Raw genomic sequence first — 21636 nt, 5'->3', positions numbered from 1 at the left:
ATTTTTAAATATACATAAATAACAAGATATCTGAAGTTGAATTAGGATGAATTTTAAACGTTCTACAACATCAATGGCGATAGCCCTCATGGCATTGTCATTAATTTCAATGACCTCAATTCAACAAGATGCTTTTGCTCAAAGTCAAGGAATGAGTCTTACAGCCACGGCTGATAGAAACTCAGACACGATTACGGTAACAGGCAAGACAATTTCAAAAATTACAGATGTCACATTTAGAGTAACATCTCCAAGTGGAAACAATGTAGTAGGAATTAGTCAAATTTCACCAGATGTTAATGGAGAATTTGCAACTGAATTTAAAATAGGTCCAACATGGACTGAAAATGGATTCTATACAATCAAGGCCATGCAGAGCCCACAGCAAAGTTCATTGTACTCATTAAAGGTGCTTGTTGAAGTAGCAGACGGAATGGCAAAAAAAACTCTTGTAACTGAGACCAATATGGAATCAGGATTAGTTTACACCACCCCAAATGTTGCAACAGATAAAGGAATTGAAATTTATGCAGATGCTGTTATAGGATCTACAACAATCAACATAGAAGGTACAACAGATAGAGTAAGTCAAGATGTTACTTTAACCATAACTGCACCAAATGGTAATGTAGTATCTGTAGCTCAAGTATCACCAATGCTTAATGGAGAATTTACTAAAACAATTACCACAGGCGGACCGCTATGGAAGCAAAATGGATTCTATACTGTAAGTGCAAAACAATTTGACGATCCAAAATATACCGCTTCAACTGAAGTCGATATAAAAGATGGAGTCGTAGTACCAGAATTTGGTACAATTGCAGCCATGATTCTAGCAGTAGCAATTATCTCAATAATTGCAGTTTCTGCAAAGTCAAGACTTAGCATTATGCCAAGATACTAAGTTCACAACTTTTTTCTCTTTTTAAATATACATAAATAGAGACAGGTTCAATTTGCAACAAGATGAACAGTCGTACGTCGTTCGCGCTACTAGCCGTTTTGACTGCAGTCGGTACCTTAACTATGTCATCAGCATTTGCTGAACATCATGAAAGTGGTGAACATATGGATAAACCAATGCTTCCACCAGCATGTGTAGGATGTGCTCAAGATGAGGCTAAAATCTCAGCAAAGAATGCATTGATGCAAGCACTCCCAATATCTGTTTGGACAGATAAAGAACAGTACATGCATAATGAGATAATTACGGTATCAGGTCAAGTAGCAAACATAGCATCTGGATATCCAGTCACAGTAACTGTTGTGAATCCACTCAACTCCATTGTTACAATTAATCAAATAGTTGTAGCAGATGACAAGAGTTTTGAGACTACATTAAACACAGCAGGTGCATTGTGGAAATACGATGGTACTTACACCATTAAAGTAAACTATGGCAGTGTTGAAAAAAGCAGCAAAGCCCAAGTTGAACTAATTGGTGGAGAAGCAACTTCAAAACCTACACCAACCGCATGTGGTCCTAATCAGATTACTGCAAGTGGTCAATGTATACCATTTACCATTAACGGCGGAGTAGTAAAAAGTGCAACTCTCAATACTAATGACAAATCAATTGTCATTAACATCGACGCTAAAAGTGATGGAACATTAACAGTAACCCCATCCAAAAAAGTCCAAGACGGTATCTTCATGGTACTAGTTGATGGACAAGAATGGGATGATGTTGAAATTGACGGAAACAAAGTAACAGTCATGTTCCTAGCAGGCGCTGAGAAAATTGAAATTATAGGTACCTTTGTGATACCAGAATTTGGTACAATTGCAGCCATGATTCTAGCAGTAGCAATTATCTCAATAATTGCAGTTTCTGCAAAGTCAAGACTCAGTATTATGCCAAGATACTAAAACCACACAACTTTTTTCATTTTTTAGTAGTAAAGAAAATATACAAATGGGCATTTGAAACTTTGTGGAATTTAGAATATTTTATGCATTATTATCACTACTGCTGATTACAACAGGTACTGCTTTTGCACAAGAGTCCTTACTATCAATTGAGACGGATGATAGCAATTATGATGAAGGAGACACAATTGTAATTTTTGGAAAAGTGAATACGGTGATTGGAGATACACCAGTATTAATACAAATTGTCAATGAAGGTGCAATAGTAGAAATTGCACAGATTACAGTTGGCCAAGATGGGACATTTACAAAAATAATTATTGCTGAAGGAGGAGTATGGAAAAAAGGCGGAGATTATACAATTAGAGCATTCTATCAAGAACATATTGCAGAAAGTGAATTTACATTTACTCCAAAATCACAGATAACTGAAACCACCACCAATTTTGAGGTAGATGCGGGAAGTAAGGGAACATTTGATGTAGAATACACCATAAAGGGAGGAACAATGGAAAACATCATAGTAGATTCGGAAATTTTTGCTTTGATTGTACAAATTGATGCAATAGATGAAGGAACAATCACATTAGATCTACCTAGAGAATTCATTGGGGCAGAAAAACAAGATGGAAAGGATGATACATTCATCATATTAATAGATGGAATAGAAGTGCCATATCAAGAGTCAGTAGTAGGTTCAGATTCTAGAGTAATAACAATTAATTTTGAACAAGGAGATTCAGATATCGAGATTATTGGAACGTACGTAGTTCCAGAATTCAGTACTATTGCAGTAATGATACTAATCATAGGAATCATGGCAACAATTGTAATGACTAGAAATAAAATTCAGATAAAAATTTAGTTTAAACCAAAAGAATATTTTTCTTTGAATGGTGAGACTGAACGGAGCTCTTTGACAACTTTCTTTAGTACCTCAACGGTTTCATTGATTTCATTCTCATTATTAAAAATCCCAAGGGTTAATCGCAATGAACCTGTAATTTGTTCTAGTGAAAAACCCATAGCTTCTAAAACATGAGAAGCTTTTTGTGTATTAACAGAACATGCAGAACCAGTTGAAGCTGCAATTCCAAATTCATCAAGTTTGATTATCAGATCTTCTCCGTTAACTCCAAGAAATGTAAAATGGACATTATTAGGTAATCTGGATTCAGAATGTCCATTTAGAGTAACTTCAGGTATTTCATCCAGGATTTTTTTAATCATGTAATCTCGCAGTTTTTTCACATTGGACATATTTTCATCCAAATGGGTTTTTGCAATTTCACATGCTTTTCCAAATCCTACAATATTTGCAACATTTTCAGTTCCAGAACGCAAACCATTTTCTTGACCACCTCCCAAAATTACAGGATCAATTGAAACTCCATTTTTGATGAATAATGCGCCTATTCCTTTTGGTCCATATAGTTTATGAGATGAAATTGACAGTAAATCTATACCCAATTCTTGGACATCAATGGGGATTTTACCAACTGCTTGAACAGCATCAGTATGAAATAGAATTTTTTTTTCATTACAAATTTTAGCAATTTCAGAGATTTGCTGGATAGTGCCTACTTCGTTATTTCCAAACATAATGGAGACAAGACAAGTTTTATCAGAAATGCAATTTTTAAGTTCCAAGATATCTATCATTCCAAATGAATCTACAGGAAGATAATCAACATCAAATCCACTTTGAGACAATTTTTTGCAAGGCTCTAAAATCGCATCATGTTCAATGGAAGATGTGATAATCTGAGATGCAGGATTTTTCATCGCAATTCCCCTTAATGCAGTATTGTTGGATTCAGTACCTCCTGAAGTGATAAGAATTTCAGAGGGTTCTGCATTGATTAAAGAAGCAATTTGTTTTCTTGCTTTTTCAATGGCTTTGTGTGATAATCTCCCATAACGATGAATGGATGATGGATTACCATATTGTTCTTTGAGATAGGGAAGCATCGTTTCTAAAACATCGTCATGAATTTTAGTGGACGCAGCATTATCAAGATAAATCAATCTGCAATCACATTGATTTTTCCTGGTTTATACCCTTCCGGATCAATTTCGACGGTGCTAAATCCAATCAGTTTTAGTTTTTCAGAAATTTGCTCGAAAATAGATTCATCAAAAAGAGATATCATTTCTTTATCAACTTCAATTTTGGCAGAACCATTTAGATCTCGAACTCTAACTTGTTTTAATTTTGTTAATTGTTTTACAATTGTTTCACCAAATTCTATTCGAGTAAGTTTTTCTGCGGTTACTCTTTGTCCCCAAGGAATCCTAGATGCAAGACAAGAATTGGATGGCTTGTCAAACACAGACAATCCAATAGATTTTGCAGTATCTCTAATTTTAGATTTTGAGAATCCTGTTTCCACAAGGGGACTCCTGATCCCATATTGTTTTAAGGCATCAATTCCAGGTCTATAATCACCCAAATCATCAAGATTTGTACCATCAACAATAATCTGTACATTATGCTCTTTTGCTAATTCAATCAGATGATCTCCCAGTTCCATTCTGCAGTGAAAACATCGATTTGAATCATTTTTTGTAAAATCTTCATTTTCAAGTTCATCATAATCTAAAAAGAGCTGCTCAATACCTATTTCAGAGCAGACATCTCTAGATGTTTGGAGTTCTTCTTCAGACAAAGTTTTGTAATCAGCAGTAACGGCAATTGCAGATTTTCCTAATTTTTGAAAAGCAGCATATGCAACAAGGGCACTATCAACACCACCAGAAAGAGCAATTATCACCTTATTTTTATCACCAAACCAATCCACAAGGCTATCAAGATTTGTCATTTGAAATTCTCCATTGCCTCAATTTCTTTTCTTAGTAATGATTCTGTTTCTTTAATTGATTTATCAATGATGTTCGATATTTTCTTCAAGTCATCAAATTCTATTTTAAAATTAGTTTTTCCTTTAAAACTAGATTTTTTGTAATTTACTTTGAAAGACTGGCCAAATAATGTTAAAGAGACATCATGAATTGTTCGGGGAACAATGAATCGATTAGAATCAGAGATTCTCACCCCCAAAGTTCCAGTTTCTAACACCAAAGTATCAACAATATCATCTACATTTTCATCATCACATATAACAGATACAAGATTTGTAGGTCTTCCTTTCTTTGCAATTCCATGATATATTGAAACATCTTTTGCACCTTTAGTCATAATTTTTTCAATTAGATTGCCAAGTATCTCCCCGGATACATCATCCACGTTTGTTTCAAGAATTTTAACGGAATCAATATCAAAATTATTTTTTGAGCCGCGAATAATTTTTAAAGAATTTGAAAATGTTTCAAAATTTTTTTGGCCTGCACCATAACCAATTGAATCGATTTTCATCGAAGGATAATACTCCATAGCAATATCTACCAAGTTTACTAAAATGCATGCTCCAGTAGGAGTAGTAAGTTCTTCTTTTGCATCATTTCCTTTGATTATCAAATTTGAGTTTTTAAAGATCTCAAGAATTGCACTGGCTGGATTTGACATGGTTCCATGTGAAAAGGTCACAGTTCCACCGCCAACAGAAACAGGTAGACATACAATTTTCTCTTCAAACAAACCCAAATCTTCCAAGGCAATTGCAACACCTACAATGTCAACAAGAGTGTCTATACTTGAGGCTTCATGAAAATGAACCGAGTCTTCAGGAATTCCATGAATTTTGGATTCAGAAGAGATCAGAGAATCAATACAAGACTCTGCAAAAATTTGTGATTTATCAGATAGTCCTAATGCTTTAGTTGAATCAGTGATGGCTTTTTTAATTTCAGAACCCTTTCGTTCATGTGGTTCTTCATTAATTTCTAAAATCAATTCTAGACAATCAATTCCATGTTTCTGAATTTTTTGAAAATCAATTTTATTTATTATAGAATCTGAAAGGAATTTTTCAGATTCCTTAATTCCTGCAATTATTCTTTTTTTATCAGCACCCAAATCAACTAATGAGGATAAAAGCATGTCACCAGAGATTCCAGCAATCTGAGGATCAATGACTACAACCATGATTAAAAATTATCAAAAATGCTTATAAATTCGTCTAAAAGTTCAGGAATTTCATTAGATTTAATTATTGAAAATCAACGACGATTTTCATGATTACAATTATTGGTTCTGGAAAAGTAGGAGGGGATGCAGCATTATTCTCAGCAATAAAAAGATTAGATGATCAGATATTGTTACTTGATGTTGCCAAAGGACTTCCACAAGGTGAAGCAATGGATATCAACCACATGTTATCAGAGCAAGGAATTGATGTAGAAGTAAAAGGATCAAATGATTTTGCAGATATGAAAGGCTCAGATGTTGTTGTAGTGGTTGCAGGTTCTGGAAGAAAACCAGGAATGACAAGAATGGATCTTTTGAAAATTAATGCGTCAATTGTAAAAAGTGTTGTAGAAAATATCAAAAAATATGCAGATAATTCAATGATAATTCCAGTGACAAATCCGCTTGATCCAATGGCATACATCACATACAAAGTTTCAGGATTTGATAGAAGTAGAGTATTTGGCATGGGTGGAATGTTAGATTTATCAAGATTTAGACAATTTATTCATGAAGCAACAGGGCATTCTCGTGATTCAATCAGAGCACTAGTAATTGGAGAACATGGTGAAAATATGTTACCACTACCAAGATTTTCATCTGTATCAGGAATTCCATTATCAACATTTCTTCCAAAAGAAAAATTAGATGAGTTAATTCAAAATACAAAACAAGTTGCAGCAAAAGTAATTGAATTGAAAGGAGCTACAGTACATGCACCAGGAAATGCAATTTCTGCAATTATAGAATCAGTTGTAAGAGATAGAAAACAAGTCATACCTGTTGCAACATACCTTGATGGTGAATATGGGCATTCAGATGTTACAATTGGCGTTCCAGCAATAATTGGAAGAAAAGGTGTAGAGAAAATTATTGAATTAGATCTAAATGATGAAGAAAGACAGGTTTTTGATAAAGCTGTTGAGAGTGTTAAAAGTGCCATTTCAGGTATAGAAATCTAAGCATTTTTTTATACTAACAAAGAAATATCATCATTGGAAATTGATAAAATTTTAGAATCACTCAGTACAGGAAAAATATCAACCAATAATGCAAAAAAACTTCTTTCATTATATTCAATTGAAGAAGTAGAAGGTTTTGCAAAAATTGATATCAATAGGGGTAAAAGACGTGGAATTCCAGAAGTAGTTTTTGCAGAAACAAAAGAAATTGAAGAGATTAAAAAAATTGTGAAAAAAACTTTAGAAAAATCAAATTCAGTATTAATTTCAAGAATTAAGAAAAAAGATTATCCAAAAATTTTAGCATTTGCTAAAAGATTAAAAGTCACAATAAAAACAGGAAAAAACTCATCCACCATATCATTATTTAAAAAGACAATTTCTCCCCACGGAGGAAAAGTAGGAATTCTCACTGCAGGAACTTCAGATATTGGAGTTGCAGAAGAATCCAGATTAATGTGCGAAGCAATGAATTGTAAATGCATAACAGGTTATGATGTTGGCGTTGCAGGAATTCAAAGAATATTTCCGATTTTAAAAAAAATGATTAATGAAGATGTTGATTGTATCATAGTTGCTGCAGGAATGGAAGGAGCTTTGGCTACACTAGTTTCATCAATGGTAGACATTCCAGTTATAGGAATTCCAACATCTGTAGGATATGGATATGGAGAAAAAGGAATTGCAGCATTAGCATCAATGCTTCAAAGCTGTTCTCTAGGATTATCAGTAGTCAATATAGATAATGGGATTGCAGCAGGTGGAATTGCTGCAAATATTGCAAATAGAACAATTAGAAAAAAAGATTAATTTCCAACCAGTAATGATCTGTCTCGTAAATCATATATAACATACTTTGTCGAAGTCTGGTAGTTGGCTGGCAAACGTGTTGTTCTTACTGCTGATCGTAGCTTAATGACAAATTACAGAGGAAATTTTCTGTATGGATTCATTGCATGTGGACCATATGAGGTTCTACCTGAATGGGTATTTGATAAAGTGTTTTGTCCTTCAGTTGAAACGGACCCAATCACAGGGGAGGTGAAAGTTGCTCAAGTCGGCCTAAGAAGAATTGAAAGTTCATTGATTCAAGGAGGATACAAAAGAGAAGATGTCTTTATGGCACATCCAGAAATGCTTCACAAATCAATAGGACCAGATACCAAAGTTGTTGGAATTAACGTAATGGATCCATTAGGAATGGCTCCGGTAACTACAACAATGTCACCTGAAAAATTATCCTATGTTGCAATGAAATTTAAAAAAATGTGTGCAAGTATTATTCAACTCAAAAAGAAATATGATTTCAAAGTGGTGGTAGGTGGAAACGGTGCATGGGAATTAGCAAAATCAGATAGAATGAAAATACATGGAATTGACACTGTTGTTGTAGGAGAAGCAGATGAATTAGCAGTAGATTTATTCCAAGACCTAGAAAAAAATGATGCCCCAGAGTTAATGCATTGTTTTGTTAGAAATCTTGAAAACATTCCAGTAATAGAAGGACCCACAATCAATTCATTGATTGAAGCAATGAGAGGATGTGGAAGAGGATGTGACTTTTGTGATGTAAATAAAAGATCAAAGAAAGATTTACCTTTAGAAAGATTACAGCACGAAGCAAAAACCAATTTAGATTATGGATTTGATTCAATTTGGCTACATTCAGATGAGATGCTCCTCTATGGATGTGACAACAGAGACTTTATCCCAAATAGAGACGCCATTGTGGATTTGTGGAAAGGACTCAAAGGATTAGGAGCAAATTTTGTGGGAACTACACATATGACATTTTCAGCAGTTGCAGCAGATCCTACACTTATGCAGCAAATTTCACAAATCAACGAACAGGACAAAACAGGAAGATGGCTTGCAACCAATTTAGGAATTGAAACTGTTGCACCTGCAATGGTAAAGAAGCACCTAGGTGTAAAAACAAAACCATTTTCACCAGAAGAATGGGGAAGTGTAGTTAGAGAAGGCGCAAAAATACTAAATGAAAACCACTGGTTCCCGGCAGCTACAATCATTATTGGTTGGCCTGATGAAACACCAGATGATATTCAATATACCATTGATATGATGAGTGACTTTAGAGAGATGAACTTTAGAGGACTTGTAGCACCATTACTTTATCAAGACTTTAGTGAGAAAAATTCAATGCATTTTGGAAACTTGAATGAGGCACAATTTACGCTATTTTGGAAATGTTGGGAAAATAATCTTCGAGTAATCAACGACATCATCCCAATCATTCTCAGAAATAAAACATATGGACCACCAATGAAGGTATTCATGTACGGAATTCTCAAAGCTGGAACTTGGGCAATTATGAGATATCTCAGAGGATTGTGTAAAGATCTCTTCAACGGAAGAACCCCAGATGAAATAATTGACAAATATGCACGAAGTAGATCTGTATCTGCTCCAAAAATTCAAACTAAAAAATTATAGTGTTTTAATAGCAGAATCTGCCAAAGTGTTTCTTTTAGGTGTTAAACAGATAAAGTAAACTTTGTCTGCTCTTTCAATTCCTTCCACTTTTTTGTAAGATTTTGATGAAACATCAAATTCATAAATTCCCGGTTCAAGTGACCCACTTGCATAAATCATAAGATATGTTTCTCCAGTTGCAGGACTAAGCGGAATAAATGCCATAACATATCCTTTGTAAGAATTAATTGGCATTGTATTTTTCATTGGAGGAGCGGCAGATGCCATATACATGAACATATCTTCAATATTTTCAAATTCCTCATACTCAGTATGCATTACAATTTGTAATCAGTCTCAATATAATAAGTTACTAGAAGAGAATTAGATAACTATTTTCTGGATTTAATGTGCTTATGAACTTTGAATCCAATTAATGCTGGTGCTGCAATATACATTCCCAAGTTAAGGACAATTACAGAAATTCCAAGTCCTAAAACTTCAACTTCTGAACCATTATCGGCCAATGACATTATAGATAAAGTAGAAAGCATAGGAGTGATGAAAACTCTTACCGCTTCCTGAAATATTGGATTCTCTCTTTCCCAATCAGCAACTGTTGGTGCAAATGAATAGTATACTGTATTAAATCCAGACATAAATGCAGTTCCAGAAACAGTACTTAAAACAGTATTATCTCTAACTTCCCTTAAGAATTGAACTTGTGGTGCCAGTTCAGTTCCATAAGCTGCAGTTGCAATAAGACATCCACCTTTCTCTTCAACACATAAGCCATCTTTCATAGAATAACCTGTAGGACACTGTGGCTCTTGTTTTACTTTACAAATTCCATTTACAAGCTCAGTTCCAGCTCCACATGTTGGTGGTGGTGGTTCATTGTCAACACACTGTCCATCAATCAATTGTTGATTGGAAGTACATGTTGGTGGTGGTGGTGGTGGTGGTGGAATATTATCAACACATTTGCCGTTGATTAATTGTTGATTGGAAGTACATGTTGGTGGTGGTGGTGGTGGAACTGTACCAGTTCCTCCAGAAACAACATTTCCAGAGCCGCCAGTAAATTCAATCAAAATATTAGATTTTAAATTTGCACCATAATTAGCGCTGATTTTATAATCACCAGATAATTTCCATTGAGGTCCATCAGCCAACATCTGAGTACTAAATGAACCATCAGAATTTGGGATTAGCTGAGCAATTTGGATAATAGTTTCACTAGGAGAAATAACCATCATAGTCACAGCACCACCAACAAGATTTTCATAGTTTTGTATTTTTCCAGAAATTTTAATCGTGCTACCCTGAGAATATAGATCAAGATCAGTAGTCAAGCCTAAATCATTGTCAACATTATCATCACCATCAAATGCATTAACACATTGACCATTCACAATGACTTCATCAGAACCACAAGAAGGGGTTTGAGCATAGATATTACCAGATACCCCATTTGATAAGATAATTAATGTCAGTATACTTAACGTAGCAATACCATATAATTTCATGCTTGAAAATTATGAATTAATAAGACTATTTATGTTTTCAACGAAACAAAAATTGACCAGATTATACTCTAATGATACCTTTTTTGATCAAGAATTGAAGCGATTTAACAAAGTCTTCGTCAGATATTTTCCCATCAGCCCACCATAACGCATTGTTTTTGATCCAATCAGGAATTGTTTGACTGAAAGAATCATTTGGAGCAGAAGGAATGGCAATTATTCCTTCTTCAATCAAATATTCAATTCCATCAATAAATTCTGAATTTGTGATTGTAGTTGAAGCCCAAGATTTTGCAATACTTTTTACCCAACTAGGAATTTTTGGAGAAATTACTTCAAAATATACGGAACCCAAATCAAAATCATTATGTGATAATCGAATTTCATAAACTCCTGATAAAGAATTTTCATTAATTGAAATCATGGATCTATAACCGCCCCCACTAGAAAGAGTTGCTCCAAAATTCTGAGATTTTCCATCAGGAGAAATAATATTCACTTCCAAGGGAATTCCACGTCTATGATTATTTACACTACCAGAAAGAGTAATCTCCTCAATATTTCCTGAAAGTGGTTTCATAATTTCATATGAACTAAGTTGAGGAGAGCTAGAAAAAGAAGTAGGTGATTTGCTTCTCAATAAACTAAATGTATTTGCATTGCCAGAATTATCTCGTGAATCATAGTATTTAGCATCAAGACTGCCGCCTGCTGAGGAAATTAAAGCCGTTCCAGACTTGTTGCAAATTTGTGAGGGCATTTTGAATACACCTTCAAATACTCCAGTACTAGGTCCAGTTTCAACAAGAGTGAATCCTGTTGCGCCTAAACCACCATATTCAACGTTATCAATAGTACAACGTTTGTAACGAATATCTTTAATCAAAACTTCAAGTAAAATCACTCCGTCCTTTCCCACAGTATCAACATCACCAGAATTCGGATCATTATTTACAAAATAAATGTCAATTAGATCTTTTTTCAAGTTAAGATCAGGATCTTTTAGAGTGATTGTTACAGGTTGTCCAAAACGAAATGTTTGTGAAGAAGATATGACATCACCAGAATGAGTTTTAAAATCCGATTGGGATGAAATAGAAGTTGTAACGCCAGTTACATCAAGATCAGAATAAGATATAGTAACTCCAGATTCACCTATCAATCTATTTGTAATAATAATTTTTATTTCATCACCAATGGTTTGAATGGTTTGAATGAAATTAGGATCTAATATATTCAATTGATTTGCGACAGCATATTCCAGAGTACCTTCAAAAATTGAAGAGTTGTCACTTGTTTCTTCTAATTCAAAACGGTAAATAGAATTGTTAATACTTTTATCATTTTTTAGTCCAAAAGAAAATACATCAAAGACAATTGGTTGTTTTTTGGTTTCACTAGAAATATCAATAACACCAGCGTCATTATTAGATGAGTCAAAATCAATTACAAGGAATACATTTCCACTTTCAGCCAAAATGGAGGTTACATCAGAATTATCAATTTGGATAAAACCTTGTGCCGATATAAGATCACCTGCATCAACTATAGTAATTGGCGAAGATCCAAGAGTTCCAAAAGTCAAAGTAAATGAGGTATCACTAAAGTCAGAAACATCTAATTCTTTTTCAAATGATCTTAAATCATAATTTATCCAGTTTGTACCGCTTGTGTTAGATTTAGAATCATCAAGTAAAATTGAGGCTAAAGTAGAGGCTGAAACTCCCAAGTTTATAGAAAACATATCAAATGAGGTAATTCCTAATGTAGTAGTATCTATAATCAATCTATCAGAATTAGAGTCAGGTACAGAAGAGGTTACACTAGTTCCGCCTGTCAAAGTGGGCGAAGTTGAATGAAATTTGGCATTATTTGCATTCCCCAGAGTAAGTGGATTTCCAATTATTATAGTAGGAATTATTGCAGTTTCCCTAAATACGTCTAAATCATCATTTGCCCCAGTGTTCAGATTTTGATCTGGATCTTTTAAAATCACAGGATATTCAGTTCCAGGACGTAGAGCATTATTATTCCCAATAGTCAAAGTTGGCGTATCATCAAGAGAAACAGATGCAGTTAAAGAACCTGTCAAAACTGAAAGGAATTCATCATTGTAACTTATTTTTCCAGTTTGTCCACGAGGTGCATTAGCAAGAATTCCAATCACAGATTGATCATTTGAATCAAAGCTCTCAAAAATTCCAGAATTTGGTTGTTGTTCAACTAATGTCACTATCTCTGAAAAAGTATTTGCGCCACCATTATTTACAGAAGAAGAAGGTTGATCATTATTTGTTCTTAATTCCATTATATTTCCAAGATCAATTGAAAGTTTGCCATTGTTTTCAAACCCCAAAGAAGAAAGACTTGGTACCAAATCTACTAAACCCAAACCGCCATTTGCAGAATTAGTTCCAGAATTATCAAATGCTTGATAAAATGTTGATGGAGTAGATCCAATATCAAATGTCCACGAATCTTCATCAGTAGGATCCTGATTTAATTGAAAATCATTGGCAGTTAGAAATACTTCGGCATTATTGGGATATAGAGTTCTATCAATATTCAAAGAAATGTTTTCCATTTCATCATATTCGAGTGAAACTTTCTGTGTTGGTCCGCCTGGATTATATTGAATTATTACATCATCAAAAGAATAAAGTTGAATCAAAGGCCAGGCATTTGAATTCAAACCAATTTGACCTACAGGAATATTAGAATTCGTATTAATTGATTTTGCTTTTCTAACTACATTATTCAGGTTTGAAGTATTTGTTGGAGTTCCAGTACACGAGGTAAATGAAGAATCTCCATTTGTAAAACCACCCAATGAACCAATTCGTGGAACTGCAAATCCATCAGTTTCAGAAAGAGATATTCCAAAAACGGATGAAGATGTGTCTCTACTACAAAATACTCCAAAATCTAATCCTTTTCCAGCAAGACCCACAGTAGCATCAGCTTTCTTTGCTTTTCCAACATTTGCAAAATAAGCATACCAATTTCCATCAGTTGCCTGAACCATTCTCAAAGATTTACCATTTAGAGTTACATCGGGTTCACCTTTTCCTTGACCAGTGTCCTTCAGATTAGGATCATTTATCACAACTTCTATCACCATGGAACCTGAAAAATGATTTTTAAATTGTGAATTTTCAGCAGACACAAACAGATTAGAATTACTAGCAGCATCTACTTCCAAAAGAGGAATCAGAAATATCAATGAAAGAAATAATGGAATATAGAAAAAATTCATGCCCAACATTGCAAAAATCACTTTATCACAAATAACATTGTCGTATCTTTTATTCTTAGAAACTTGTAATACATGATTAGAATTATTAAAAACATGGAAATGTATATGCAAAGAACCAGGATACTACAAATTTCATTATTAGCTATATTTTCGGCATTTTTAGTTGAATTAATTTTTGGTTTAATATCAAACAGTCTAGCCCTCATTACAGATGGAATTCATGCATTATTGGACAGTGTGGTAACTATGGTCTTACTTTTGGCTGCAAGATTGGCAATGAAACCGGCTGACGCAGAGCACACCTATGGACACGGAAAAATTGAATCATTAGGAGGAATGATTGGAGGAATTGCAATTTTTTTGATTGCATGTTTTTTTATTTATGAATCGATTCATAGATTGCAAAGTCCACCTCCAACAATCTTACCAGGATTGTTTGCAATCATTGCAGGGTTATACACAATTGGCATTGATATTTTCAGAATAGGCCTTCTAAGAAAATCAATAAAGAAAATTGGAGGGGCCACTCTCAAAGCAGATTTCTATCATGCATTTATGGATCTTGGATCTACTCTAGTTGCAATAATTGGAATAGTTCTTGTTTCATATGGATTGTACTTTGGAGATTTTGTTGCAGCACTAATCCTGGGAGGATTATTAGCTATACTTAGCATCAAACTAGTTTACAAAACTGCACTTGACTTAACAGATATTATTTCACCAGAACTTGTAAAAAATGTTAAAGAAATTGCAATATCTACTGAAGGAGTAATTAACGCAGATCCAATATTAATGAGAAGATCAGGTGAAACAATTTTTGCAGATATCACCATATCATTAAGAGGAGATACGAGTTTTGATAAAGCACACGAGATAAGCAACAATGTTGAGACTAACATAAAAAATAAAATTTCAAATTCAACAATTACTGTACATTTTGAACCTAGTTGGCAAGATGTTCCACTAGATGCAAAAATTCTAGAAATTGCAAAGGGAATAGATGGCGTAAAAGATGTCCATAATGTAAGTTCACATAAAACCAAAGGAAAAACATTTTCAAATTTACATGTGATGGTTGACAGAGATATGGATCTTTTATCTGCTCATAAAATTTCTGAAATAATTGAAGAAGAGATTCACAAAAACATTCCAGAGATAGAGCATGCTACAATTCATTTAGAGCCTTTTGTTAAAATTCCGGAAAATTTCAACTTGGAGGATAAAATTACTGAAAATCAAATTAAAAGAATACTTGAAAAATATTCAGAGATTAAAAAGATCGGAAGGATAGTCTCTTTGAATTTTGAGAATATTCTAAAAATCGATATTGACTGCTCCTTTGATAAAGATTTGTCAATTGAAAAAGTTCATGATTTGATTTCGGGAATAGAGCATGAAATCAGAACAGAGGTAAATGATTCAGTAATCACAATACATCCTGAACCCATCTAAACTAGAATACTGGTCAGATACATGACTAGCATCCCTATTGCAATTCCAAATACTACTGAAAAACTAGACATGTTACTCTCATTTTCTTCTCGAATCCATTTCATAATGACAAAAATTACTTGAAATATTGCACCAGCCCCAATTGCCAGAAATATCACTGATGAAAAGGGAGAATATGCAAATCCCCCTACCCAGGCACCAAAAATTGCAGGAGAGCCAGCAATAAGACCCAAGGCCACAAGCTTGCCAATCATCAATTTTCCTTTTGACATAGGAGCTGCGATTGCAATCCCTTCTGTAGTATTATGTAAGGCAAAACCTACAATCAAAAATGTACTAAAAGCTAAAGATCCTAAACCGACAGATGCGCCAACAGCAAGACCTTCACCAAAATTATGCAATCCAATTCCAATAGATATCATCAATGCAATTGCAACAGGTTTTGCAAGTTTAGACGAATCAGCTTTTTTGACAATCTTATTTCCAGAATAATATAATCCAAGAAATGATAAAATCACCACAGTTGCAACTAGTAATGAACCATTGAAGCTTTTAGCCAAATTTTCATTTGAAACTTCTAATGCTTCTTCTATGGAATCAATTGCCAAGAAGAGCAATAATCCAATAGTTAAAGCCAAAAAGAAATGATATTTTTGCTTGCTAATTTTTTTAATGAATGGAAGCCATAGTAATCCTATCATTACGGGAATTATTCCAACATATGTTCCAATTATTGCAAAAAATATAACAAGATCAAAAGATGGTTCAAGTGCAAATGCAGCGGCCTCAATTTCTTTCTCAAATCTTGTTCCATCCTCGATAGTAATTCCAATAATATATGGTTCTGCTTCATTCCACTCAAAAGGAATTCGTACTAGTGTGGTTTCATATCTGTCAAGAAATCTATCAGGCTCTACTGCAGCAGGTTGAATTCTGTCATTAACATCGGCCATTACTATTTCAACTGGTATTGGGCCAGTATTCCGAACTGTTGCTTGAATTTCAGAATCAATAAATTTTACACTCTCAATAGTAATTTCAGGTAGAGGAATTCCAAGATCAAGTAAACTTGCACCTGGGCCAAAAATATACAGTATTAAGATAATTAGAAAAACAAACGGAATGATTCCACTAGCAATAACTTTCAATTTTGAATAATTTTCAACTTCCATAATTTACTTCCTGTGTGCTTTTTCCCAGATTCTCTTTGGCTAGAAAAATTCCAACCCAACCTTTTTCAGAAAATTCGACTTTATGGGCATGAAATAGATATTTTCCCGGATATTGATATTCAAATTCCATAATTCCACGCTCAGTTTGGGAGAGGGTTATCATATCAGTGTAAAACGATGGAACAAGATCAGTTCCGGTTGGATAATATTTATACAAATTTCCATGCAAATGGAAATTGTTTATCGGATCAAATTCAACCATATTTACAACATAAATTCGAATTAATTCATTTGTGTTAATTTGAATTGGATGATGCTGATAATAAAATGGAATGGTATTTGCAGCATAAAAATTATTTTCAGTATCAAAGTCAGTATCTAATCCATTTAGAACCATAACCATTTCATCTGCTGATGGTCGTTCTTCTTTAGGATCAACAATAAACACACCATAAAGTCCATGAACAATGTGCTCTTCTAAAGGCATCACATGACAATGATATGGATGAACTCCAACTGGACCTGCAGTAAATTCATAAACAAACTGTCCGCCATTTCCACCTACAGGTTCAAACACACCATCCATGCCTGCTGGATGAATTCCATGGAAATGCATCGTATGCTCTTTTTGACCTTTGTTGATGAATTTTATTTTAAGAAGATCTCCTTCAGTAGCTCTAATTGTAGGACCTGGAACGGTTCCATTAAAAGTCCAGACATTATAAAATACTCCAGGGGATACTTCCATTATTTTATCATCTTCGGCAATAATCGTATATTCTCTCAAGGTAGTACCATCAGATAATTGTGAGACTCTACCATAATTGAAATCACGCAAATAGTTCATAGGATCAAATTCAACTGTAGATACAACATATAGAGGATCAATAATTTCTCCAGAGGTTTTTACAACAGCACCAGTATGTGTAACAAAAGTTTTTTCTTCTGATTGAGCTTGTGATACAATTGGGAAAATCATAATTGCAGAGACCCCAACTAAGAAGGTAATTGCTAAAAACATAGTTTGAGAGCGTGTAATTTTCAGGACAAGATTATTAGTCAAATTCTTTATTTAAATTTAACCTAAGCTAACTTTTTTAGCCCAATCTAACTTTTTATGCTCAATTTATTAAGATTTTTAGAAAAATTAGGTTTAAACTAAAGAAAACCAACAACTGTTCATGCAGAAATCAGGAAGTATAGTAGTTGGTTCAGGAGTTGTGATCATCATAGGATTGTTTTTGCTAGTTTTAGGAAATCAAGCCATTCTTGAAGGAATTATCCAAGATAATGGAAAAGTGAGTTCTGAGCAATCATTTTCAATTTCCAATAATTTTGATTCACAGATTACACCTATTGGGATTTTCGCAGTTCAAATAATCGAATTCCAAGAAAATACATTTTCAGCAAAAATATTAGATCCATCAGATATTGAAATAAATTCTCACGAAATTAATGACGAAACTATTGAAGAAGAGTTTAAAGTTTTAGAGACAGGAAACTACAAACTGATTGTTCAAAGTAATAGTAATGAAGAAACCCAAGTGTTTGGAGCTATTGGACCTCTTCCTGATTCAGGAAAGAAAGTTCTAGGCTTTATTCCAGTATATGTGATTGTTGCTGGAATGATTGGCTTAGCAGTAGTGGGAATTCTAGGTATTAAAAATAGGATAAGATCAGTTTAGATAACTATCCATTTTTTCAAGACCGCTAATTGTAGCATCAAAATTATCACTATTTTCAATTATCCCGTTGAGCTTCTCAGAATTGGCTGAAAGTTTGTATTTACCATCAGTTGATTTTTTTAAAATAAATTCATGTTCAATCAAATATGCAAGCCTATCAAGGACATCATTTTCAGAAATAGAAGATTGTTGTGCCAAAAATGAACATTCTTTTTCACCATCTTCAAGCTCTGCTAATATTGAAGAAGTCACAGGATCAAACATGCAATCCACAACTTTTTCTTTGTCAAAAGAATCACTCATTTGTATATAACATGAAAATTAGAAATTATTAACTTTTGGAACACATTATTCCAATAAGATAATTAAGAAAAAGGAGTTTGTGTAATATCATGCAAAAGCTCTGTAGTCAAGATCCATCAGGCAAAGGTGTACACTGTTTTTGTATAGATATTGATGCTCAAAGGGGAATCAAAAAATGCTGTAAATGTAATTTATGGAATGTTCAGGGCAATAATTGGACAAAAGATGAAGACTTTAGATAATTTGAACCAAAAATTTAACAAAATCAATCCTTGAAATTGAAGAATATTTGAAAAATATTCAAAAACCATTCAATTATGTGCCTAGTATGGTTTTTATCGGGGTTTCTTTGAATTTTTGAATACTTGAGTACTCAAGAATATAGACATATTGTAAGGATTGTGGGTAACGATATCCCAGGAGAGCGAAAAATGCTCGTTGGATTAACCCAGATTAAAGGAATTGGATATAATTTTGCTACAGCGATTCTAGACACATTAAAAATTAACACAAATTCTAACATAGGAAATCTTACTGAAGAGAATGTTCAGGCAATTGAAAAATTGATTACAGATCCTATTGGAGGAAATTTTCCAACATGGTTTCTTAACAGAAGAAAGGACATTGAAACCGGAGCAGATTTACATTTACTGACATCAGATATTCCATTTACATTAAGAAATGATATTGAAAGAGAAAGAATAACTGCAAGTTGGAGAGGTTATCGTCATCTTAGCGGTCTGAAAGTTAGAGGTCAAAGAACCAGAACATCAGGTAGAAAAGGTGGAGCAGTTGGAGTTGCAAAAGGAGGAATGGCAGCACCAGTGAAGAAGGGAAGTGCAGGAGCTCCGGCAGCAGAAGCAGCAGCTCCGGCAGCAGAAGCAGCAGCTCCGGCAGCAGAAGCAGCAGCTCCGGCAGCGGAGAAAAAAGAATAGGTGTTTTGAATGGGAGATCCAAAATATCCACGTAGAGTTTGGAGAAAACCAAAAAGACCACTTAATTATGAATTAAAAATGGAAGAGCTCAAAACTCTTGGAACATTTGGATTAAGAACAAAAAGAGAATTATGGAAAGCACACACAGAATTATCACGTGTTAGACATCAAGCAAGATCATTGCTTGCATTAAGACAAGAGATTAGAGAAGAAAAAGAACCAATTTTAATGCAATCACTTGCAAGGATTGGTTTGGTTAGTAGTGGTGCAACATTAGATGATGTACTTAATCTAAATGCTAATGATTTACTTTCACGTAGATTACAAACCATTGTAACAAAAAAATTTGGATTTAAGACACCATATCAAGCAAGACAAGCAGTTATTCATGGCCATATCATGATTGGAGAAAGAAAGGTAGACATCCCATCTTACACAGTAACAGTTGCAGAAGAAGATAGTATTCATTTTACACCAGAATCAAAAATTCCAGAAATGTTAGAGAGTACAAAATCCAAAGAACCTGCAACTGAAGAAACAGTAGAGGCTACCACTGAAGAAACAGTAGAGGCTACCACTGAAGAAACAGTAGAGGCTACCACTGAAGAAACAGTAGAGGCTACCACTGAAGAAACAAAAAAAGATGAAAGTTCTTCAACAGAATCATCAAAAAAATAGGCTTATCAGTAAATAACCCCAATTATTAGAGAAAGTAACATGTGTTCAATCATAGGATATTATGGAAAAATTAGCGCGGCCCCCATTCTTGTAAAGGGGTTAAAAAGAATGGAATATCGCGGGTACGATAGCGTTGGGGTTGCAACAGAATCCGAGAATAAAATTGAACTAAAAAAAGGCATAGGAAAAGTTGATGAGGTAAATTCAAAAATCCAATTAGACATAATGCCAGGAAAAATTGGTATTGGCCATACAAGATGGGCTACACACGGAAAAGTGACAGATACAAATGCACATCCGCATCCAAGTAATTCTGGAAAAATTGCAATAGTCCATAATGGAATTATAGAAAATTTTAAGGAATTAAAACAACAATTAGAAAATGATGGATACAGTTTCAAAAGTGAAACAGATAGTGAAATAATTGCCAATTTACTCCAAAAAAATTATGAATTAACTGGAGATGTAAAAGAAACAATCATCAAAACAGTTTCAGAAATAAAAGGACATTATGCTTTTGTTGCAATGTTTGAAAATGGTCAGCTTGCAGCAGCAAGATATCATGAACCATTAATAATTGGAGTTGGAAAAGATGATTTCTTTTTGTCAAGTGATGTTCTAGGATTCATTGAATATACAGATGATGCAATTTACATGGAAAATGGTAATTTTGTTATTTTAGACAAAGGGAAATTTCAAATTTTAGATTTTGATGGCAATCATGCAAAATATGGAATTACCAAAGTATCAAAAGAATTTGGAGATGCCTACAAGGGAGATTATGCACATTTTACTCTAAAAGAAATTTATGAACAACCTGAAACAATTTTGAGGGCAGGAGAAAAAACTGCTGATGCGATTGAAAAAACTGCTGATTATCTAAGACATTCAAAAAATATCTACATAACAGGTAGCGGTACAAGTTACAATTCAGCATTAATTGCAAAACAAATGTTATCTAAATATGCTAAAATCAAAGTAGAGCCAATCATGTCAAGTGAGCTTCAATTTTCACCAGACAGTATTGAGGAAAATTCAATCTTAATTGCTATTTCACAGAGTGGTGAGAGTGCAGATGTATTAGAGGCAGTAAAGATTGCTAAAAAAGCAAATTGTAAAATTATATCTATTGTAAATTTACTCACATCATCGCTTGCTAGAGAATCAGATGTAGTTATTGGGATGAATTGTGGACCAGAAATAGGAGTTGCAGCAACAAAGAGTTTCACATCACAACTTGTAATAATTTACAAAATAGTAGAGAAACTAAGTAAT

21 protein-coding genes are annotated in these 21636 nt (G+C 33.9%); 12 read left to right on the top strand and 9 right to left on the bottom strand.

Annotated elements, in window-relative coordinates; all coding sequences use genetic code 11:
• Positions 1-46: 46 nt before the first annotated feature.
• The 3 genes from ACW9W3_RS11315 to ACW9W3_RS11305 all read left to right on the top strand — a co-directional run bounded on the left by ACW9W3_RS11315 (position 47) and on the right by ACW9W3_RS11305 (position 2734).
• On the top strand, positions 47-904 hold the full coding sequence (locus tag ACW9W3_RS11315) for a PEFG-CTERM sorting domain-containing protein (RefSeq protein WP_457766227.1): 858 nt from the start codon (positions 47-49) through the stop codon (positions 902-904).
• 122 nt (positions 905-1026) lie between these two features.
• Positions 1027-1869 (top strand): PEFG-CTERM sorting domain-containing protein, encoded by an 843-nt coding sequence (locus ACW9W3_RS11310; protein WP_457766226.1) that lies wholly within the window; start codon positions 1027-1029, stop codon positions 1867-1869.
• Positions 1870-1933: 64 nt separating this feature from the next.
• Positions 1934-2734: a PEFG-CTERM sorting domain-containing protein gene (locus tag ACW9W3_RS11305; RefSeq protein WP_457766225.1), complete on the top strand. Its 801-nt coding sequence runs from the start codon at positions 1934-1936 to the stop codon at positions 2732-2734.
• Here ACW9W3_RS11305 and ACW9W3_RS11300 read toward each other — a convergent pair.
• Genes ACW9W3_RS11300 through larC form a run of 3 tightly spaced genes read right to left on the bottom strand, consistent with a single transcriptional unit; the run spans position 2731 to position 5914 of the window.
• The gene (locus ACW9W3_RS11300) at positions 2731-3897 is read right to left on the bottom strand and encodes a cysteine desulfurase family protein (RefSeq protein WP_457766224.1); all 1167 of its coding nucleotides are present in this window, start codon (positions 3895-3897) and stop codon (positions 2731-2733) included. The genes ACW9W3_RS11305 and ACW9W3_RS11300 overlap by 4 nt on opposite strands.
• The gene (gene larE / locus ACW9W3_RS11295; RefSeq protein WP_457766223.1) at positions 3894-4691 is read right to left on the bottom strand and encodes an ATP-dependent sacrificial sulfur transferase LarE; all 798 of its coding nucleotides are present in this window, start codon (positions 4689-4691) and stop codon (positions 3894-3896) included. Before larE ends, ACW9W3_RS11300 begins: the two co-directional genes overlap by 4 nt.
• Positions 4688-5914, bottom strand: a complete 1227-nt coding sequence (gene larC / locus ACW9W3_RS11290; protein WP_457766222.1) for a nickel pincer cofactor biosynthesis protein LarC — start codon at positions 5912-5914, stop codon at positions 4688-4690. The genes larE and larC overlap by 4 nt, the downstream gene beginning before the upstream one ends.
• A gap of 89 nt (positions 5915-6003) precedes the next feature.
• On the opposite strand from larC, the gene ACW9W3_RS11285 reads away from it, so the two are divergent.
• From ACW9W3_RS11285 to ACW9W3_RS11275, 3 genes are all read left to right on the top strand, one after another.
• The gene (locus ACW9W3_RS11285) at positions 6004-6918 is read left to right on the top strand and encodes a malate dehydrogenase (RefSeq protein WP_457766221.1); all 915 of its coding nucleotides are present in this window, start codon (positions 6004-6006) and stop codon (positions 6916-6918) included.
• A 33-nt stretch (positions 6919-6951) separates the two neighbouring features.
• Positions 6952-7728, top strand: coding sequence for a nickel pincer cofactor biosynthesis protein LarB (gene larB / locus ACW9W3_RS11280; RefSeq protein ID WP_457766220.1), 777 nt, complete (start codon positions 6952-6954; stop codon positions 7726-7728).
• 63 nt (positions 7729-7791) lie between these two features.
• Positions 7792-9372, top strand: coding sequence for a B12-binding domain-containing radical SAM protein (locus tag ACW9W3_RS11275; protein WP_457766219.1), 1581 nt, complete (start codon positions 7792-7794; stop codon positions 9370-9372).
• Here the strand turns inward: ACW9W3_RS11275 and ACW9W3_RS11270 are convergent.
• The 3 genes from ACW9W3_RS11270 to ACW9W3_RS11260 form a co-directional block, all read right to left on the bottom strand.
• Positions 9367-9690 (bottom strand): hypothetical protein, encoded by a 324-nt coding sequence (locus ACW9W3_RS11270; protein ID WP_457766218.1) that lies wholly within the window; start codon positions 9688-9690, stop codon positions 9367-9369. The genes ACW9W3_RS11275 and ACW9W3_RS11270 overlap by 6 nt on opposite strands.
• Before the next feature lie 53 nt (positions 9691-9743).
• Positions 9744-10880 (bottom strand): CFI-box-CTERM domain-containing protein, encoded by a 1137-nt coding sequence (locus ACW9W3_RS11265; protein ID WP_457766217.1) that lies wholly within the window; start codon positions 10878-10880, stop codon positions 9744-9746.
• A 61-nt stretch (positions 10881-10941) separates the two neighbouring features.
• Entirely contained in the window at positions 10942-14136 is a 3195-nt protein-coding gene (locus ACW9W3_RS11260) for a peptidase (RefSeq protein ID WP_457766230.1), read from the bottom strand.
• A 99-nt stretch (positions 14137-14235) separates the two neighbouring features.
• Between ACW9W3_RS11260 and ACW9W3_RS11255 the strand changes: the two genes are divergently transcribed.
• Positions 14236-15588, top strand: a complete 1353-nt coding sequence (locus tag ACW9W3_RS11255; RefSeq protein ID WP_457766229.1) for a cation diffusion facilitator family transporter — start codon at positions 14236-14238, stop codon at positions 15586-15588.
• Here ACW9W3_RS11255 and ACW9W3_RS11250 read toward each other — a convergent pair.
• Positions 15585-16760, bottom strand: a complete 1176-nt coding sequence (locus ACW9W3_RS11250) for a ZIP family metal transporter (protein WP_457766216.1) — start codon at positions 16758-16760, stop codon at positions 15585-15587. The genes ACW9W3_RS11255 and ACW9W3_RS11250 overlap by 4 nt on opposite strands.
• A complete protein-coding gene (locus tag ACW9W3_RS11245) occupies positions 16750-17739 on the bottom strand; it encodes a multicopper oxidase domain-containing protein (protein ID WP_457766228.1) in 990 nt (329 codons plus the stop codon). Before ACW9W3_RS11245 ends, ACW9W3_RS11250 begins: the two co-directional genes overlap by 11 nt.
• A 202-nt stretch (positions 17740-17941) precedes the next feature.
• On the opposite strand from ACW9W3_RS11245, the gene ACW9W3_RS11240 reads away from it, so the two are divergent.
• Positions 17942-18445 (top strand): hypothetical protein, encoded by a 504-nt coding sequence (locus ACW9W3_RS11240; RefSeq protein ID WP_457766215.1) that lies wholly within the window; start codon positions 17942-17944, stop codon positions 18443-18445.
• On the opposite strand, the gene ACW9W3_RS11235 is transcribed toward ACW9W3_RS11240, so the two are convergent.
• Positions 18437-18748 carry a hypothetical protein gene (locus tag ACW9W3_RS11235; RefSeq protein ID WP_457766214.1) on the bottom strand — a complete coding sequence of 104 codons (312 nt, stop codon included), beginning with the start codon at positions 18746-18748 and terminating at the stop codon, positions 18437-18439. The genes ACW9W3_RS11240 and ACW9W3_RS11235 overlap by 9 nt on opposite strands.
• 89 nt (positions 18749-18837) lie before the next feature.
• Here ACW9W3_RS11235 and ACW9W3_RS11230 point away from each other — a divergent pair, with 89 nt between their 5' ends.
• From ACW9W3_RS11230 to glmS, 4 genes are all read left to right on the top strand, one after another.
• On the top strand, positions 18838-18990 hold the full coding sequence (locus tag ACW9W3_RS11230; protein WP_457766213.1) for a hypothetical protein: 153 nt from the start codon (positions 18838-18840) through the stop codon (positions 18988-18990).
• Between the two features lie 123 nt (positions 18991-19113).
• Positions 19114-19683, top strand: coding sequence for a 30S ribosomal protein S13 (locus ACW9W3_RS11225; RefSeq protein ID WP_457766212.1), 570 nt, complete (start codon positions 19114-19116; stop codon positions 19681-19683).
• A gap of 9 nt (positions 19684-19692) precedes the next feature.
• Positions 19693-20361, top strand: a complete 669-nt coding sequence (locus ACW9W3_RS11220) for a 30S ribosomal protein S4 (protein WP_457766211.1) — start codon at positions 19693-19695, stop codon at positions 20359-20361.
• Between the two features lie 39 nt (positions 20362-20400).
• On the top strand, positions 20401-21636 hold a 1236-nt coding region (gene glmS / locus ACW9W3_RS11215), incomplete at its 3' end, for a glutamine--fructose-6-phosphate transaminase (isomerizing) (RefSeq protein ID WP_457766210.1).

The sequence above is a fragment of the Candidatus Nitrosopumilus sp. bin_68KS genome (assembly GCF_054095825.1).
This window is presented reverse-complemented; position numbering and strand designations above follow the sequence as displayed.